The sequence below is a fragment of the Pseudoalteromonas lipolytica genome, from assembly GCF_900116435.1.
GTDB classification, from domain to species: Bacteria; Pseudomonadota; Gammaproteobacteria; order Enterobacterales; family Alteromonadaceae; genus Pseudoalteromonas; species Pseudoalteromonas lipolytica.
Window position 1 is genome coordinate 76,083 of the sequence record NZ_FPAZ01000017.1, and the last position, 18,493, is coordinate 94,575.

15 protein-coding genes are annotated in these 18,493 nt (G+C 41.2%); 6 read left to right on the forward strand and 9 right to left on the reverse strand.

The window, feature by feature from the left end; genetic code table 11:
• Positions 1-37: 37 nt before the first annotated feature.
• Complete coding sequence (add, locus tag BM378_RS16600) at positions 38-1,039, forward strand: adenosine deaminase (RefSeq protein WP_065978891.1); 1,002 nt, start codon at positions 38-40, stop codon at positions 1,037-1,039.
• Between the two features lie 23 nt (positions 1,040-1,062).
• Here add and BM378_RS16605 read toward each other — a convergent pair whose 3' ends face one another.
• From BM378_RS16605 to BM378_RS16620, 4 genes are all read right to left on the reverse strand, one after another.
• On the reverse strand, positions 1,063-1,479 hold the full coding sequence (locus BM378_RS16605) for a CBS domain-containing protein (protein ID WP_036974436.1): 417 nt from the start codon (positions 1,477-1,479) through the stop codon (positions 1,063-1,065).
• Positions 1,480-1,624: 145 nt separating this feature from the next.
• A complete protein-coding gene (gene fre / locus BM378_RS16610) occupies positions 1,625-2,338 on the reverse strand; it encodes an NAD(P)H-flavin reductase (RefSeq protein ID WP_074989627.1) in 714 nt (237 codons plus the stop codon).
• An 87-nt stretch (positions 2,339-2,425) separates the two neighbouring features.
• A complete protein-coding gene (ubiD, locus tag BM378_RS16615) occupies positions 2,426-3,892 on the reverse strand; it encodes a 4-hydroxy-3-polyprenylbenzoate decarboxylase (protein ID WP_074989628.1) in 1,467 nt (488 codons plus the stop codon).
• 85 nt (positions 3,893-3,977) lie between these two features.
• Complete coding sequence (locus tag BM378_RS16620) at positions 3,978-4,262, reverse strand: MliC family protein (protein ID WP_227006855.1); 285 nt, start codon at positions 4,260-4,262, stop codon at positions 3,978-3,980.
• Positions 4,263-4,417: 155 nt separating this feature from the next.
• Here BM378_RS16620 and BM378_RS16625 point away from each other — a divergent pair, with 155 nt between their 5' ends.
• A complete protein-coding gene (locus tag BM378_RS16625; protein ID WP_074989637.1) occupies positions 4,418-5,323 on the forward strand; it encodes a DUF808 domain-containing protein in 906 nt (301 codons plus the stop codon).
• Positions 5,324-5,603: 280 nt separating this feature from the next.
• Here the strand turns inward: BM378_RS16625 and BM378_RS16630 are convergent, their stop codons facing one another.
• Positions 5,604-6,560 (reverse strand): tetratricopeptide repeat protein, encoded by a 957-nt coding sequence (locus BM378_RS16630; RefSeq protein ID WP_074989629.1) that lies wholly within the window; start codon positions 6,558-6,560, stop codon positions 5,604-5,606.
• A 181-nt stretch (positions 6,561-6,741) separates the two neighbouring features.
• Here BM378_RS16630 and dbpA point away from each other — a divergent pair, with 181 nt between their 5' ends.
• Positions 6,742-8,130 carry an ATP-dependent RNA helicase DbpA gene (dbpA, locus tag BM378_RS16635; protein ID WP_036974444.1) on the forward strand — a complete coding sequence of 463 codons (1,389 nt, stop codon included), beginning with the start codon at positions 6,742-6,744 and terminating at the stop codon, positions 8,128-8,130.
• A gap of 2 nt (positions 8,131-8,132) precedes the next feature.
• On the opposite strand, the gene BM378_RS16640 is transcribed toward dbpA, so the two are convergent.
• Positions 8,133-8,714, reverse strand: a complete 582-nt coding sequence (locus BM378_RS16640) for a DNA-J related domain-containing protein (RefSeq protein ID WP_036974446.1) — start codon at positions 8,712-8,714, stop codon at positions 8,133-8,135.
• A 160-nt stretch (positions 8,715-8,874) separates the two neighbouring features.
• On the opposite strand from BM378_RS16640, the gene BM378_RS16645 reads away from it, so the two are divergent.
• Positions 8,875-11,709 (forward strand): tetratricopeptide repeat protein, encoded by a 2,835-nt coding sequence (locus BM378_RS16645; protein ID WP_051501988.1) that lies wholly within the window; start codon positions 8,875-8,877, stop codon positions 11,707-11,709.
• On the opposite strand, the gene BM378_RS20705 is transcribed toward BM378_RS16645, so the two are convergent.
• The 3 genes from BM378_RS20705 to trxA form a co-directional block, all read right to left on the reverse strand.
• Complete coding sequence (locus BM378_RS20705) at positions 11,682-12,932, reverse strand: methyl-accepting chemotaxis protein (protein WP_074989630.1); 1,251 nt, start codon at positions 12,930-12,932, stop codon at positions 11,682-11,684. The genes BM378_RS16645 and BM378_RS20705 overlap by 28 nt on opposite strands.
• 297 nt (positions 12,933-13,229) lie before the next feature.
• Complete coding sequence (gene rho / locus BM378_RS16655) at positions 13,230-14,489, reverse strand: transcription termination factor Rho (protein ID WP_036974448.1); 1,260 nt, start codon at positions 14,487-14,489, stop codon at positions 13,230-13,232.
• Between the two features lie 181 nt (positions 14,490-14,670).
• The gene (gene trxA, locus BM378_RS16660) at positions 14,671-14,997 is read right to left on the reverse strand and encodes a thioredoxin TrxA (protein ID WP_036974472.1); all 327 of its coding nucleotides are present in this window, start codon (positions 14,995-14,997) and stop codon (positions 14,671-14,673) included.
• Positions 14,998-15,087: 90 nt separating this feature from the next.
• On the opposite strand from trxA, the gene rhlB reads away from it, so the two are divergent.
• Entirely contained in the window at positions 15,088-16,365 is a 1,278-nt protein-coding gene (gene rhlB / locus BM378_RS16665; RefSeq protein ID WP_036974450.1) for an ATP-dependent RNA helicase RhlB, read from the forward strand.
• 45 nt (positions 16,366-16,410) lie between these two features.
• The gene (gene gppA / locus BM378_RS16670) at positions 16,411-17,904 is read left to right on the forward strand and encodes a guanosine-5'-triphosphate,3'-diphosphate diphosphatase (protein WP_036974452.1); all 1,494 of its coding nucleotides are present in this window, start codon (positions 16,411-16,413) and stop codon (positions 17,902-17,904) included.
• Positions 17,905-18,493: the final 589 nt, after the last annotated feature.

Below are 18,493 nucleotides of genomic sequence, written 5' to 3' on the forward strand. Positions count from 1 at the left end.
TATGATCCGCGAAAACTGACTGAACTGAGTGCCAATTATGATCAACAACACACTTCCTTTGCTTGATATTCATCGCCACCTTGATGGTAATGTTCGACCACAGACAATTTTAGACTTGGGTCGACAGTTTAATCTTGCGCTACCGGCAGACCATATTGACGCACTTATTCCGCACGTACAGGTGATTGACCCTGAACCTAATTTAGTGGCGTTTTTACAAAAGCTTGATTGGGGTGTAAAAGTGCTGGGAGATTATGATGCGTGTCGTCGTATCGCAGTCGAAAATGTTGAAGATGCATTAGCACAAAAACTTGATTATGTTGAGCTGCGTTTTAGCCCTTATTACATGGCGCAAAGCCAAGGCTTACATCCACAAGGTGTTGTGGAAGCGGTTGTTGATGGTGTAAAAAGTGCTTGCCAAGGTGCCCCGATTAAAGTGAATTTGATTGGTATTATGTCACGTACGTACGGGACTGAAATTTGCCAACAAGAACTTGATGCACTGCTTGCATTTAAAAACGATCTTGTGGCGGTTGATTTAGCTGGAGATGAAATGGGGTTTCCCGGAGAGTTGTTTGTTAACCATTTTAAGCAAGTACACGATGCTTATTTGGCCGCGACGATTCATGCTGGTGAAGCGCGAGGCAGTGACAGTATTTGGCAGGCAATAAATCAGCTGGGTGCGACGCGTATTGGGCATGGCGTAAAAGCCATTGAAGATCCAAAACTTATGGACTATTTACGCGATAACCGCATCGGAATTGAATCTTGTTTAACCAGTAATATTCAAACCAGCACAGTGGCCGAACTGGCAAGTCATCCTTTAAAAACATTTTTAGATCACGGTATTTTGGCGTCAATTAATACGGATGATCCCGCCGTGGAAGGCATTGAAATTGAACATGAGTATCGTGTCGCTGCGCCCGCTGCGGGCTTAACCCAAACAGACATAGAAAAAGCACAAGCGAATGCGCTTGAAATTGCTTATTTGAGTAATGCCGATAAAGCCGCTTTAAGAGAGTTAGCTGCAAACCGCTAATGAGCAGCAGCTAGCTACAAAACTTACACTTGATGCTCTTGGCACGAGACATAGTTCTCATAAAGTGCTTTGAGCACATCGCCACGGCTGATCATGCCAACCACTTTGTTACCTTCAACAACTGGGTAGTTTTTGGGTTTGCCGGTCTTCATGCCGTCGGCAAGCTCAATGATATTTTGATCAATACTCACGGTGACGACATCTGTTCGCATTAGCTGTTTCACCTTTACCACACCATCGCAGAAATAACTGTTTTGCATTAGTGGTTGTAGTAATTCTTGCTCAGAAATAAAGCCAACCAAAGCTTTATTATCATCAAACACCGGCGCGCCTAATAGTTTAAACTTTTGCAGCTCGCTAATGGCGGTGGTCATTTCGGTTTCGGGTGTAATATGTGGCAACTTACGTTGCATAAAATCTTGTACTTTTGTATTTAGCATTTGGGTCTCTCCCCATCATTATTCTATATAAAGTATGGTCAAGGAAATGCAGTTTGTGAAATCGTTATATGGATTTAAGTGTGAGTTAAAACAAATAAAAAAGGCACCCAGTAAACTGGGTGCCTTCATAGCAAGAAAGGATCACTTACTTTATAAATGCAAATGCATCTGCGTACATGTTTTCACGAACTGCACCATGTGCAATAAAGTCATCACGCACAATGCCAATCATGTCAAAACGGCCAGCCATATATATATCGTATGGCTCAAGAGACACTATATCAGCCATGACCGCTTTGTGAACAAAGCCTGTTTTGCCAGACCAACTTGCAGGGGCATTTTCAACAACGGGAATGTATTGAAAGTGAGGGTTACTCTCTGCCCAAGCTTGCATTTCGTCATGGGCATAAAGAGCCGATTCTTCACGCACACCCCAGTAAAACAACACGGGGCGATCACAGCCTATTTCAGCTAGGTGATCAGCCATCGATTTTGCATACGAAAAGCCCGTACCGCCCGCTAATAAAATGATAGGGCGTTCGCCTTCAGTGCGAAGTTGTGACACACCTAAACCAACTTCAACGTTAACCTGTTGTTGTGCTGTATGAGCGTGACGTAAGTGTTCAAGTGCCTGCATTGCATATGAATCCGCACCTGATGCGCCTATGTGTAATTCAATTTGCTCAGTTTGCGATGGGCGACTAGCAATTGAAAAGGCACGCTTATCTTTTTCGCCTAATACAAGTTGCATATATTGGCCTGCCTCGAATGACACAGGTTGCTGTGGTTTCAAAATGACCTTATGTACGTGGTCTGTAAGCGGGCTGATCGCAACAACGTCAGCGAGTAATGTTTGCATAGTTTACCTTTATAAAGCAGAGACGCATAACCGATTGCGAGTGCGCTCACAACCGTTAATTTTTGAGCAGTTTATCACAGACACAGCTTAGAGAATATCTAAGCTGTCCCATATTTCATCAACACGATCTTTAATTTTTGGGTCCATTACAATGGGCTCACCCCATTCCCGATCGGTTTCTCCTGGCCATTTATTTGTCGCATCCATTCCCATTTTTGAGCCTAGGCCAGAGACGGGTGATGCAAAGTCTAAATAGTCAATCGGTGTATTTTCAATCAGTGTGGTATCACGGGCAGGATCCATGCGTGTGGTTATCGCCCAGATCACGTCATTCCAATCACGTGCATTTACATCGTCATCACAGACAATGACAAACTTTGTATACATGAACTGGCGAAGAAATGACCACACACCCATCATTACGCGTTTTGCGTGGCCTGGGTATTGTTTTTTCATGGTCACGACAGCTATACGATATGAACAGCCTTCTGGGGGCAAATAGAAGTCGACAATTTCTGGAAATTGCTTTTGTAAAATAGGCACAAAGACTTCGTTTAATGCCACGCCTAATACAGCGGGTTCATCAGGTGGACGACCTGTATAAGTACTATGGTAGATTGGATTTTCACGATGCGTGATGTGCGTCACTGTCATAACAGGAAACTCATCTACCTCATTGTAATAGCCTGTATGGTCACCGTAGGGGCCCTCTGGGGCTGTTTCACCCGGCATAATATAGCCTTCTAAGATAAACTCAGCTGTTGCAGGCACTTGCAAGTCATTGGAAATAGATTTAACCACTTCGGTTTTACTACCGCGTAACAGGCCTGCGAATGCGTATTCACTGAGTGTATCTGGTACAGGTGTTACCGCGCCAAGAATAGTGGCAGGGTCTGCGCCAAGGGCTACCGACACTGGGTATGGCTCGTTCGGGTGTTCTTTGCACCACTCACGGAAATCAAGCGCGCCACCACGGTGAGATAACCAGCGCATAATGATTTTATTCTTACCTAATAATTGCTGACGGTAGATACCTAGGTTTTGGCGCTTTTTATAAGGTCCTTTGGTGACCGTCAGACCCCATGTGATAAGTGGTGCTGCATCACCCGGCCAACAGTGTTGAATAGGCAGTTTTGTTAAATCAACGTCATCGCCTTCAAGAATCACTTGTTGGCACGCTGCTTTTTTAACTTCCTTAGCTGGCATATTTAACACTTGTTTAAATACGGGGATTTGACCTAGCGCCTCTTTAATTCCTTTTGGTGGCTCTGGCTCTTTTAAAAAGGCCAGTAACTTACCGACTTCGCGCAGTTCACTCACATCATTTTGCCCCATACCCATCGCAACACGCTTGGGTGTTCCGAATAAGTTGGCAAGTACAGGAATTGAGTGGCCTTTTGGATTTTCGAATAATAGGGCAGGGCCTTCAGCACGTAAGGTGCGATCGGCAATTTCGGTCATTTCTAGGTAGGGATCAATCTCTTGTTTGATCCGCTTTAGTTCACCCTTTTGTTCTAATAACTCGATAAATTCGCGAAGATCTTTGTATTTCATTTTGGTCGCTTAAACGCTGAAAAAACTGTCGCTATTATACTCAAAATCAATCTTTAAGCTAATTTAGCAGGGAGAATTCGCTGTTTTATTGGGCGAGAGCACAGTGGTATTTTTTACCTCTCAAAATGAGCATAGCCTCAGGACCTTTAGACCAAAAAAGTACGGTGTCATTACTGTACTTTACACCCGAGGCGCTGACTTGCCGGCTTAGTAAAAAAGACTCTTGTTGAAATGAAAGTGTTGCTTGCTCTTCATTGATGTCGGTAATACTCGCGATTTCTTCATCACACTTATAATTGTTTGGCGCACTTTGCTCGGCACAAGCACACAAGGTGACTAAAGCGAGCCCTAAAGTAAGTGGCTTAATCATGGAAACACCCCTGTTTTAATGAATCTACCCAAACCATTGGAAATGTGTTTCTTCAGATGGTGTGGATTTATAAGCCTAACAAAGAAAAATTAACCGTTGGTGAAAATACCAGGATAAGTTATGTTGTTATTGAAATTAATGGGCAAGGAGCTGCTATGGCTGGGACTAACTTATTAACCTTACTTGATGATATTACAACGCTTTTAGATGATATTGCGACAATGAGTAAAGTCGCAACTAAAAAAACAGCAGGGGTATTGGGTGACGACCTAGCACTCAATGCGCAACAAGTAACTGGGGTCACGGCTGATCGAGAATTACCCGTAGTCTGGGCTGTTGCAAAGGGATCGTTTATCAATAAAGCGATACTGGTACCTGCCGCATTATTGATTAGTGTGTGGTTACCTTGGCTTATTACGCCGCTTTTAATGATAGGTGGCTTATTTTTGTGCTTTGAAGGTGCTGAAAAAATTATTCAAAAGCTGTTTGATCACACAAAAGCTGAAGATGAATCTGCCATCGAACATCAAGACTTGCACGAATACGAAAAACAGAAAGTGAAAGGGGCTATTCGCACGGACTTTATCCTCTCAGCCGAAATTATTGTTATAACCTTGGGCACAGTTGCCGGTGCTACACTGGTTAATCAAGCATTGGTGTTAACGGTTATTGCAATCATTATGACTATTGGCGTTTATGGTCTTGTTGCAGGCATTGTAAAACTTGATGATGCCGGTTTGTATTTACTGCAAAAAGCCCAGCAAACAGGCGGGAAATTTAAACAGTTATTAGGCACCTTTTTAGTCGCGGCAGCCCCTCAGTTGATGCGTTTTTTAGCGTTCGCAGGTACAGTTGCAATGTTTTTGGTTGGCGGTGGCATACTCGTTCACGGCATACCTGTGTTGCATCACGCTCAGCAAGGCGTGAGTGAGTTTGCACTTACTTATCTTGGTAAAACAGGGGAAGTTGTTACACCGATTTTATTCGATGGTTTGCTTGGCGTCGCTGCGGGGATTGTGGTGGTGCTAGTGGTTGAGTTGTGGCACAAAGTGAGAAATTAAATAAAAAGTGCCGGCGAGAAACCTCGCCGGCAAGAAATTAGCACGGGAACGTAAGCGTGCTAATGTGCAGGGTGTTCCTTTAAGCTATATAAACCCAAAGGTGTTTGTCTTCTGGGACTCATAGAACCCCTAAAACAAAGCAGGAGAATTATTCTGCTCTTTCTATCTATACTTCATTATGCACTAGTTAAAATATGTTATAACGTAACCTATCTGATGTAAATAACCAATGCGTTTGTTATTCATTGGTTTACTTTATTGGATGTTATAAAAAGTGGATTTAATCTGTGTTTAAATTACTGCAGTCGTAGCTTAGGCATAATTCAGCAAGTTCAATTTTAGCTTTGAGGTTGCCTTGTTGTGTGGCTTTATTGAGCCAATAGGCCGCTTTTTCTAGACTTTTTTGAGTACCTTGACCATCGCGATACATTTGCCCTAAGTTAAGTTGCCCCCACGAATAACCCCGCTCTGCAGAAAGCGTAAAACTGTCTAGCGCTTCTGTGTAAAGCCCATCTTTAAAATAAGTGATACCTTCTTGATTGTGCTTATCAAGTTTTACGCCGGTATATAAGGGTTTCGGCTTTGGTGGGTGCATTACAAAGCCTCCGAATAAGCTATAAAGCTCAGGGCGCATGATTTTGTAAATGCTGTTGTCTTCATAAAATTGCTGTATTTGTTCTTTGCTAAAGGTCATGGTTTTACTTGAGAAATAATTATCTTGGACCAACATGCTTGTGCGCATAGCAATTTCAATGTCTTTATTATATTTGTAGGTGTAATTACCGACACGAAAGGTCATGTTGTCATTATCAAATTCAACCAGTTGTGCCACTTTTAAATTATTAATCCGTTTTGGGGTGTCGGTAAATTTGTCAGCGTGGACAAAATACGTGTCGAACAGTTTTGGCTTATTTATATAACTAACTTCGTTCGTAGTTTGTTGATGAACACCAAGCACAGTTTGAATTAAAAAATAGCCTAAAAGTAACACGCCGGCAAAGTACTTAATAATCGAGAGCATTTCTAAAGTAGGAAGTGCGTACCAAGACACGGGAGTCATATAGCCACAATCATCACACTGGCGCTGATAACTGATTGATAGTGGGATAACTGGCAAAATAGTAAAACGCAGTATCTTGCTGTGATTGGTTAATGAATAATGCTCGCTTTGACAGTGGGGGCATGTTTTAGGTTGTTTGTAAAAAACATCAGCAGCAGCAGTATTAAAAAGTAGCATAGTGTCTTCCTTGGTAATAACTACAAACTAGAACAAATGCAGCAAGTTATAAAGATGCAAACTGTAACCAAATATGAATTTCAGTATGAAAGGCTTTTCACTTAGAGAATAAACCCATTCTCTGCTATGATCCTCTGAATCTTCGAGGATATCCCTCCACTATCAAGTTTGGAATGTTACTGTGACTGCTACTGCTTTTTCATCGTTGGCTTTGCCGCAAGAGTTAATCGATAATTTATCGACCTTAGGTTATTCACAAATGACGCCAGTGCAAGCGCAAAGTTTGCCGGTCATTTTGCAAGGAAAAGATATTATTGCCCAAGCTAAAACTGGCTCAGGGAAGACTGCTGCATTCAGTTTAGGCGTGCTGGCTAAATTAAATGTTAAACGTTTTCGAATCCAATCATTAATTCTCTGCCCAACGCGTGAATTAGCTGAGCAGGTTGCAGAAGAAGTCCGTAAGTTAGCGCGTAGTATTCACAATATTAAAGTACTTACTTTGTGTGGTGGCGTATCAATTGGACCGCAAATTGGTTCGCTTGAACATGGTGCACATATTATCGTAGGTACACCAGGGCGGGTCGATGACCATATTCGTAAAGGGACATTGCGCTTAGATGATGTTGAAACTTTAGTGCTTGATGAAGCCGATCAAATGCTCGACATGGGTTTTCAAGATACCTTAGATGCGATTGTTGAATGCATTCCAGCCCAGCGTCAAACATTATTGTTTAGTGCGACGTATCCGAAATCAATAGCAGCAATTGCAGAGCGTGTATTGAGCAATCCTGAGACTATAAAAGTTGAAGAAGAGCAGGCAAAGAGCACAATAAAACAGTACTTTTACAAACTTGATAATAACAAGCAGCGCTTTAATACTTTAAAACTTTTATTGTTAAAGTTTCAGCCAGAAAGTTGTGTGGTGTTCTGCAACACGAAAGTTGAGACTCAGCAAATTTGTGATGACCTTTTTGCTGAAGGATTTAGTGCCGTCGCATTGCATGGTGATTTAGAACAGCGAGAACGAGAACGTACATTAATTCGTTTTTCTAATAAAAGCGCTTCAATTTTGGTCGCGACGGATGTTGCTGCACGCGGGCTTGATATTAATGATATGGATATGGTGGTGAATTACCACTTAGCACATGACCCTCAAACACATGTGCATCGTGTGGGCCGCACCGGGCGTGCAGGTAAAAAAGGGATTGCCTGTTCAATTTATGGTGAAGCTGAGCAGTTTAAAGTGGCACAAATAGGTGATCACTATGAAAAAGATTTTGAACCAGAGCCTATTCCGCCGTTTAGTTTATTAGAAAAGCCAGCTTATAAGCCTACAATGGCAACGCTTATGATTGATGCAGGTAAAAAGCAGAAAATTCGTGCGGGTGATATTTTAGGGGCGCTAACGGGTAAAGAAGGGGTCGCGGGACACCAAGTTGGTAAAATAAATGTACTTGATAATGTTGCCTTTATTGCTGTTGAGCGTGCTGCTGTTAAGCCTGCTCTGCGTAAATTAACAGAAGGTAATATTAAAAAGCGTAAAATACGAGCTCGTCGATTAACGCGCTAAAATTAATGTGAGCAATTCGCCTTGAGTTGCTCATATTCTTGCCGTATTTTTTTGAACTTGGTAGCAGAACCTTGTCGATCAGGGTGATACTTTAAGGCGAGTTGTCGCCACCGTTTTTGCAGCTCTCTATATGAATAATCTGCAGGGAGTTGCCAGTGTTGTATGATCGGGTAAAGTTGCTCAGCTGATACTTGAGTAAGACAGAAGCGATTGTGTGTGCTAAAACGCTGCCAAAATTGGTCAAGTAATGCATCAATGGCGTCTCGTGACGTGTCATAGTTTTGCCAATCTAAATAATATGCTCTTAGCGGATCGTCTTTTTCTGGACGGTCTGTAGGGCATGTATCTATAAGCTCTATATGAAGCGATGCAATCTCTAATCGCTGGGTCGGGGCTAGCTGTGCTTGTAACTGATACAATCCGTTCATAATTAGAAAATTACGTTTAAAGAGGTCTTTTTGCGGGTCTTCATCGAGTTGCTTAAGGTAATTCGTCTCTCCCAGCGCGCTGGCTAGCGTATGCACCTTCCAAGTAGACTGTCGTAGAAGAAGGTGAAAAATCTCATCAATCAGTGGGTTAACCATTGTTCGTAGGCCAATGTTTAGTGTAATCTTAAAGTATATACGCTAACACAGCTGCGTTATTGAAACTACGATCATGTTTTAGGTTTAAAGGAATGCATTTGGCGATGCTTTAGCGAGTTCTGCTAATGCACGCTTGGTTGATTTTTAGGGATATAAACATATGTACATCACATTGCGCCTCAGCTTGCTTTATTCAACGCTCGCGTGTGTCTGTTTGTTTTTTACGTCTCCTAGTTTTTCATCTCACTCATTGTTTGAGCAGTTTACGCAATCACAGCAATGGGATGAGAAAAAACAACTTTCAATAAAGCTGCTAGCCGCACCTAATATCACATCCGATGAAAAATTAGAGGTTTATCTACAGTTAGCTGACTTTGCACTAGAGAAAGATAATTTCTCTGCTGCAGTGGAACACTATCAACTGGCTGCAACATCAGCCTCTTTTGAAGAGCATCCACAACGTTATTTTCAAGCTCTTAAAATGCAAGGTGTGACCTATTATTATCAAGGGTTAATGCAGCAAGCCGTGAGTGCGTATATGCGAGCCTTGAGTGTTGCAAGAAATATGGAGCAGCCAATTTCTGAAGCTAATCTTTTGAGTAATATTGGTCTTGCTTACTTCAATATGTTTAATATGAATCAAGCGCTTGATTATTATAAACAAGCGAAAACGATTTACGATAAATATGGAACAGCACAAGATAAAGCGGATATTTTGCACAATATAGCGGGTATTTATATCCGTTTGTCTAGCTACGATATTGCACTGGATATGTATCGAGAAGCACTGGCTATTTTTCAAAAGCTTAATGATGAAGATGGTATCGCTCAATCTTATGGCAATATGGGAGTGGCTTACTCAGAGCTTGGCGAGTATCAACTGTCATTGCATTACTACCAGCGTGCTTTGCGCCATTACCAAGAAACGAATGATGCATACTACCTGTCCTCTCGACACGGTAACATTGCTAACGTGTACTTGCGAACGGGCGATCTTGAGATGGCCTTAAGTCACACGGAAAAAGCGATAAAATTCGCAAAGCAAATTGATAATAAGGGGCTCGAGTTAGCGGGGTTATTATCACAAGCGAAAATCGAGCTGTTACAAGGGAAGTTACCTGAAGCAGAAGTCACACTTAACACATCTGTTAGTATGGCGAAAGAGTATAAAGATGAGCTCAGAGTACTCGATGGTTTGGGTATGCATGCATTGATAAAAGCGGGTCAAGGAGACTTTGAAAGTGCAGTGTCATACTTTGATAGCTTTGTTCGCAAAATGAATGCTTCTAAAAATGAACAGCTTTTAAAATCATTGGGTAAACTACAAAGCCAAATTCAAGCCAGTCAGTTAAATCAAGAAATTGTCGATCTTAAGCAACATCAGCATGTGCAAGAGCTCGAAATGTCTAAACAACGCCAGCTAACGATCATGCTGTTCATTTTGCTTGTAATGATTGTTGTGACAGGAATTACTATTTACCGACGCAAGATTGAAAAAGAGGCGAAGGAGCAACTCTCTTTAATGGTGGCTAAGCGCACCCAAGAACTTGAAGAAATTGCAGAGCAGTTGCGTAGTGCAAATGATATCAAAAGTCAGTTTCTTGCCAATATTAGCCATGAAATCCGCACTCCACTGACTGCTATTCTTGGTCAAACCGATCATTTAATGAATGGTCTTTATAAGCCTGAGAAGTTGAATGAAGAACTTGCGGTTATTCAAAAACAAAGTGATCACTTAAAAGAGCTTATTAATGATGTACTTGATATTAGTAAGATTGAGGCGAATAAACTTGAGTTGAACTTAGAAGAGGGCAACTTAGTGGAATTACTGACAGATGTGCATTCTATGCTGAGCGGTCAGGCGAAAGAGAAAGGATTAAAATTTGCGTTTCAAAATCAACTTGGTGAGCAGTTTTTCAGCTACTTAGATTTTACGCGTGTAAAACAGATATTAATAAACTTATGCGCGAATGCCATTAAGTTTACTCAGCAAGGAGAAGTTGAGTTACATGTATCGCGCGTCGAGCAAGGCATTGTGTTTCGCATTAGAGATACCGGCATTGGCATGAATGCAGAGCAATTGAAACTAATTTTTGATTGCTTTAGTCAGGGTGATAACAGTATTAGTCGTCGTTTTGGTGGTACTGGGCTTGGACTTAGCTTGTCGCAGCAATTGGCGATGATGATGGGCGGGTACATCAGTGTTGAGAGCGAGGCGAATAAAGGCAGTGAGTTCTCTTTTTACTTACCCTGTAAAGAACTTGAGCCTGCGGCGTATATTGATGACAATCAAGCGATTACACACTCAGCTTCTAAAGGATTATCAGGCAAAGTATTACTTGCCGAAGATCACCCAGATAACAGACGCTTAATTTGCCGTTATTTAGAATCTATGGGGCTAGAAGTCATTACAGCAGAAAATGGTGAGCAGGCTGTTGAGCAATGTTTAAAAGAGTTCCCAGATGTGGTGTTACTCGATATTCAAATGCCAGTACTTGATGGTTTAAGCGCATTGAAGCTATTACAAAAATGTGGCTTTACTCAACCTGTATACGCATTAACTGCGAATGCGATTAGCCACCAAATTGAAGGTTATTTAGAAGCGGGTTTTACTGGGTATCTTGCTAAGCCAATCGATAAAAAAGTGTTTTACACGCAGCTTGCTAAGCATTGTAAAAGTACCTCTCAACTAGCTAATTCAATGCCCGATACACGTGATCTTGTCACTAGCTTTATCAATAGTTTTGCCTACGAAGCGGACTTGATTCAGCAGCATTTCTCAGCGGATGATTTAATGAGCTTACAACAAGATGCTCATCGAATTGGAGGGGCTGCAAAAATGTTTGCCTTAGATGATATTGCACACAGTGCTTTAGCACTCGAGCTGGCCATAAAAAACAAGACAGCGTTTGAAATTAATCACTTAGTAACGCAACTACTCGAGCTTATGCACTGCACACGTTTAGCTCAAAATAGCTCAATATCACCATCTTGAGCTTGTTTTATTTCTTCGTCATTGATGAATCGTGAGCGGTCTACTCGCTTTTTTAAATCAATGCTAGGGTAGGTCACTTTAAACATCGACAACTTATTATCTATTGAATGTGCGAGATTAACGAGATCCTTACTTGAAACGGCTTGAATTTGTGTGCTGGATAATGCATCTGAGTTAATTTCAACCATAGAGTCAATACTTGCTTGTGCTTCATCAGACATTTGGCTTTGCAGTGCAACTTGTGCGTGAATACTTTCTGATAAAGCATCGATGGCTAACATCGCTTGTTCTATTTTATTTGTTTCACGTGTTGATTCGTCAGATAGCTTAACGGTGTGCTCTGTTTCTTTTAATGCCTTTTGCATCAACTGATTCGCTTGCTCAGTATTATGCTGAATTTTAGCAACCATATTTCGAACTTCTTGTGTTGATTTGCTTGTGCGTGCAGCTAAGTTTCGAACCTCATCAGCCACTACTGCAAACCCTCTTCCTTGCTCGCCTGCTCGGGCTGCTTCAATGGCGGCATTAAGAGCCAATAAGTTAGTTTGTTCGGCAATACTATTAATGACCTCAATCACAGAACCTATTGCGTCGCTATCTTGCTTGAGCAAAACAATTTGTTGGCTTGTTTGATTAATATTATCGGCGAGTTTTAATAAACTTGATTGACTCTTATCAGTGTCTAAACGGGTTTGTTTTACGGAATTCGTGGCATTAGAAACCGCGTGATAAATTTGCTCTAAACTTCGATCGAGCTCTCTTGATACGTCAATGGTACGCTTTATTGTAATGGCGAGATCGACACCGTGAGCATCTTGAATCGTGGCTTTTTGGGTCATAGAGGCATAAGTGTCTCTTAGTGCATCCGCCATAGGGAGCAATCGCGCAGAAGAAAAATAAATCTCTCCGAGCAAGTGCTCTACTGTGGTTAAACTTTCATTTAATGCATGGCATGCTTGCGGTAAATTAGGGTTATTTTCATCAAAACGAAAGGAGAAGTTAATACCTTGCTCTGCGGTCATATTCGTCGCAAAGTCATTTAAGAAGTCCAGCTGCTGCTTGTCTGTCGAATAGAGACTATAAATCATTACTGGCCACGGTCCACAGATAAAGAGACTGAGTATAAGTAGAGCCGAAGTAGAGAAATCAAACACAGCAAAACTAGCAATACACCCCAGTAAGCTTGTTAAAAACAGAGCGATTGCTATTTTAATGCGCGTCATTGAGTGTTCCTAAGCATTTCATCTCATTATTTATAGAACAGCTTTCAATGAAATTCCATTTATATTATGAACTTATATTAACCTGAAATAACACTTACCCACGTGGCTAAGTGACAGTGGCTGTTATCAGTGATAGATATTTCTTATTTAGAACAACAAAATAACACAAGCGTAGGCAGGGGTATTACTTGCTTCAAATAGAGTATTGAATGCAGCGAATGGGTATCAAAGAGGCTTCTTTTGGGCAAAAAAAATGCCTGTTTAATACAGGCATTTATTTAAAGCATTCAAATGTGATTATTGACGTTTCATTGAATCGAAAAACTCGTCATTGGTTTTGCTCATTGACAGTTTATCAATTAAAAATTCCATCGCATCAATTTCTGACATGTCATGTACGATCTTACGTAAGATCCACATTTTTTGTAGCTCATCAGGTTTAGTCAGCAACTCTTCGCGACGTGTACCAGAGCGGTTAAAGTCAATGGCAGGGAATACACGTCTTTCAGCAATCTTACGATTTAAGTGTAATTCCATATTACCAGTGCCCTTAAACTCTTCGTAGATAACTTCGTCCATTTTCGAACCAGTATCAATAAGCGCTGTCGCGATGATTGTCAGGCTTCCGCCTTCTTCAACGTTACGTGCCGCACCGAAGAAACGCTTAGGCTTATGTAATGCGTTTGCATCAACACCACCGGTTAGTACTTTACCCGATGAAGGAATTACCGTGTTGTATGCACGAGCAAGACGTGTAATTGAGTCAAGTAAGATAACCACGTCTTTTTTGTGCTCTACAAGGCGTTTTGCTTTCTCGATTACCATTTCAGCAACCTGAACGTGACGGCTTGCAGGCTCATCGAATGTTGAAGCAATCACTTCACCTTTTACAAGGCGCTGCATTTCGGTTACTTCTTCAGGACGCTCATCGATAAGTAATACCATCAGCTCACAGTCTGGTTGGTTATAACTGATCGATTGGGCGATATTTTGCAGAAGCATTGTTTTACCTGCTTTCGGTGGTGCAACGATAAGTGCGCGCTGACCTTTACCAATTGGCGAGGCTAAATCGAGTACACGCGCTGTGATGTCTTCTGTACTACCATTACCGCGCTCCATACGTAAACGTTCATTTGCGTGGAGTGGAGTAAGGTTTTCAAAAAGGATTTTAGTGCGTGAGTTTTCAGGTTTATCGAAGTTTACTTCATTTACTTTCAGTAAAGCGAAGTAACGTTCACCGTCTTTCGGTGGACGAATCAAACCGGAAATAGAGTCACCAGTACGCATGCTGAATCGACGGATTTGACTCGGAGATACATAAATATCGTCAGGACCGGCTAGGTAAGATGCTTCAGATGATCTCAAGAAACCAAAACCATCTTGTAAGATTTCTAATACACCGCCGCCATAAATGTTCTCACCGCTTTTTGCGTGTGCTTTAAGAATGGCGAAAATAATGTCTTGTTTTCTTAAACGGGCTACGTTTTCGAGCCCCATGGACTCAGCTAAGTTTACAAGCTCTTTGATAGACTTGTCTTTTAATTCGCGTAAATGCATATTGGTGGGTTCTTTATTACAATTGTCATACTCAAAATCGTCGTTTGATACATGAGTGAGGTTTGTTGGTATAACTAAGGATTAGTTGGCTTTATAAACTAGCAGGTCACTAGCAAGGCGTCCAGTCTTTAAACAAAATAAAGCTAAAAAAAGGGCAAAAAGCCCTTTTTTTATTATTTCATTAGATGTTGTTTTCTAAAAACTCAACTAATTGAGTCTTAGAAAGGGCACCTACTTTAGTGGCTGCAACTTGACCATCTTTGAAAAGAAGAAGTGTAGGGATACCACGAATACCAAATTTAGGTGGTGTGCCTGCATTTTGGTCAATATTCAGTTTTGCAACGGTAACACGACCATCAAAATCGCCTGCTACTTCGTCAAGAATTGGGGCGATCATCTTACAAGGTCCGCACCATTCTGCCCAAAAATCAACAAGTACAGGTTTGTCTGATTGAAGTACGTCAGCTTCAAAGCTATCGTCAGTTAATTGAATAATTTTCTCGCTCATTGCGATCTCCGATAAGTTAGGCGAAATATTTAATGCGTATTTAAACACTCTTGTTTCTTATTGCAAGTTTAAACGTTATGCTTAAACGCTATGACTAAGACACATTTGACCGATAAAAAGTTTTCAGACTTTGCTATCGCACCGGAAGTGGTTGCCGGTTTAACCGAAAATGGGTTTGAATATTGCACACCCATACAAGCTAAATGCCTACCTTTTATTTGTGAGGGCCGTGATATTGCGGGTCAAGCACAAACAGGTACGGGCAAAACGTTGGCGTTTTTAACGGCCACGTGCCATCGGTTATTACAATCTAGCAAAGCACCTAGTAAACATCCAAGAGCCCTGATCATGGCCCCTACGCGGGAGCTGGCGATTCAGATACACAAAGATGCAAAAATTTTAGCGCCACATTGTAATCTTAACTTAGGATTAGTATATGGTGGCGAAGATTATGAAAAACAACGTGCACAACTAGAAAAAGGCGTTGATATTTTAATTGGGACGACTGGACGCCTTATCGACCTTTATAAGCAGGGCTGTTATACCCTGAACGAAATTGAGGTTGTTGTGCTTGATGAAGCGGATCGCATGTTTGATTTAGGCTTCATTAAAGACATTCGTTATATGTTCAGACGTATGCCGGAAGCATCTGAGCGTTTAAATTTATTGTTTTCAGCGACCTTATCGTATCGTGTACAGGAATTAGCATTTGAACATATGACTAATCCTGAGCATGTACAAATTGAACCTGATGTGAAAACAGGTAAGCGCATTCAGGAAGAGCTCTTTCATCCATCACAAGATGATAAAATTAAGTTGTTGTTAACCTTAATTGAAGAAGAATGGCCTGAAAAAGCCATTGTGTTTGCAAATACCAAACACAGTTGTGAAAACGTGTATGCGTGGATGAAGGCGGATGGGCATCGCGTTGGGTTATTGACTGGTGATGTTAACCAGAAAAAACGTCAGTCAATTCTGGCGCAATTTACCAAAGGTGATTTAGACTTTTTAGTTGCGACCGATGTTGCAGCTCGTGGTTTACATATTCCAGAAGTAAGTCACGTATTTAATTTTGATTTGCCAGATGATTGTGAAGACTATGTACACCGAATTGGACGTACAGGACGTGCTGGCGCATCAGGCCATGCAATCAGCTTTGCCTGCGAACAGTATGCTTATAATCTTCACGAAATCGAAGAATACATAGAGCACAGCATTCCATTATCACATTATGATAAAAGTGCATTGCTTGATGATTTAACAAAGCCTACTATTCAGAAAAAGCGGAACTATTCAACAGGCCCACGTAATCGTAATAACAACGGACGTCGACCAAATAATAGTTACCAAAAATCACGGTCATCATAACTGGCCGTTGTTTAAGACGTAGTAGTAACTAGAGGTTTTTGAACGGTGGGGCAACTTCAACCGCAAAAAAATGTGTATGCAGTTATCGATTTAGGATCAAACAGCTTCCATATGCTGATTGCCAAATCGATGGCTGGCGGCCTACAAACTATTGGCCGAGTCAAACGCAAAGTAAGGCTAGCAGCAGGACTTGATGAAAACAATGTTCTAAGTACTGAAGCCATGCAACGAGGCTGGGAATGCCTCGCCTTGTTCGCTGAACGTTTACAAGATATACCAAAGAAAAATATCACCATTGTTGCAACCGCAACACTGCGCCTTGCTATTAATGCCGATGTATTTCAACAAAAAGCTGAGAAAATCCTTGGCCATAAAATCAATGTTATAAGTGGCGAGTTAGAAGCAAAGACTATCTATAAAGGGGTTGCTCATACATCTTCATGTGGTGGTCGACAGCTGGTTATTGATATTGGTGGAGCAAGCACTGAGGTTGTCATTGGAAAAGGTTTTGACGCGTTGCATTATAAGAGCCTCAACATGGGGTGTGTCACTTTCCTTGAGCGCTATTTCAAAGATCAAAAGCTTAGTAACAAAAATTTCAATACCGCTATTAAAGCAGCGCGAGATGTTGTTGAAGATATTGTACCTGAATATAAAGCTGCTGGATGGGAGATTGCCAGTGGTGCATCCGGTACAGTTCAAGCCATTCAAGAGATTATGGTTGCGCAAAACCAGGATGAGTTACTAACGCTAGATAAACTGTTAGCAATTAAAGAACAGTCAGTCACGTTTGACACCATTGCTGATCTTGAATTACCTGGTCTTAGTGAAGAGCGTCGTTTAGTGTTTGTATCTGGACTTGCAATTCTTATTGCTTTATTTGAATCGTTAGAAATAAAGCAAATGGGGCTTGCGCGCGGTGCATTGCGTGAAGGTGTGTTATATAGCATGGTGCCTGAGCTACATAATCATGATATTCGCAAACGCACCGTTGATGGTTTAATGAATCGTTACCATGTTGATCAGAAACAAGCGTGCCGAGTAGCGCAACTTGCGGAACAACTGGCAATAAGTGTAATGAACCAATGGCAATCAATGGATAGTAATGCGATTGCACTGTTAAAGACTGTGGCAAAATTGCATGAGATTGGTTTGCTAATCGAATATAAGCTTTACCATAAACATACGGCCTATATATTAGAAAACACAGACATGCCTGGCTTTTCACAGTCAGAGCATAAACTTATTACAGCAGTAGCGAATGGGCACCGGGCTGATCTTGCAAAAAATAGCTTTGCATATCTAGGGTGTAATGAGCAATTAGCTGAATGCCTAACACGTATCATTCGGATCGCAGTGATCTTATCGATGCGTCGCCAAGACGATGTATTACCAGCGCTAGGTCTAAGTGTAGATAAAAATGCGCTTATACTGACATTTGATAGTGATTGGTTAAAATATCACCCACTAATGGCAAGTGAGCTACAACTAGAGTCCAAGTTACAAGCGAAAGTTGGTTGGAAGCTCATAATCAAATAACTAAAAAAGGCCCTTCAGGGCCTTTTTTAGTATTGTTTTTACCCGTTTCGTTCGTATTTTGCACGAACAGTCATTTTTTTCATAAAAACATAAAAAAACAGTTGATCTGAATTCGGATCTCCCTATAATGCGACCCCACTGAGACGGCAGACTGCAACGCTTAGCGAGGCAAGAGCAACTCAGGGTGTTAAGTAAAACTTAGTTTCGAAAAATTAAATTTTCTCAAAATTAAGTATTGACAAAAAAATAGGAAAGCGTAATATACGCAGCCCTAGCGAGTTAAAGTGAAACGCTTTAATCGCAACGTTCTTTAACAATATAAAGCAATCATCTGTGTGGGCACTCGTACAGATTGAGTTCTAACAGTCGAGCTACTTAGGTAGTAAGACAAACAAATTTAGAGTCTCAATTTAAACTGAGTGACCAACAGAAATAAGTTTACTTATTTCAGCACAGTCAATTCAACATCGAAAGATGTTAAATAAATTCAGAATTCATTGAGCATGTCCGCTCCCTTAATGGGAAGGACAGAAAAAACTTTTAATTGAAGAGTTTGATCATGGCTCAGATTGAACGCTGGCGGCAGGCC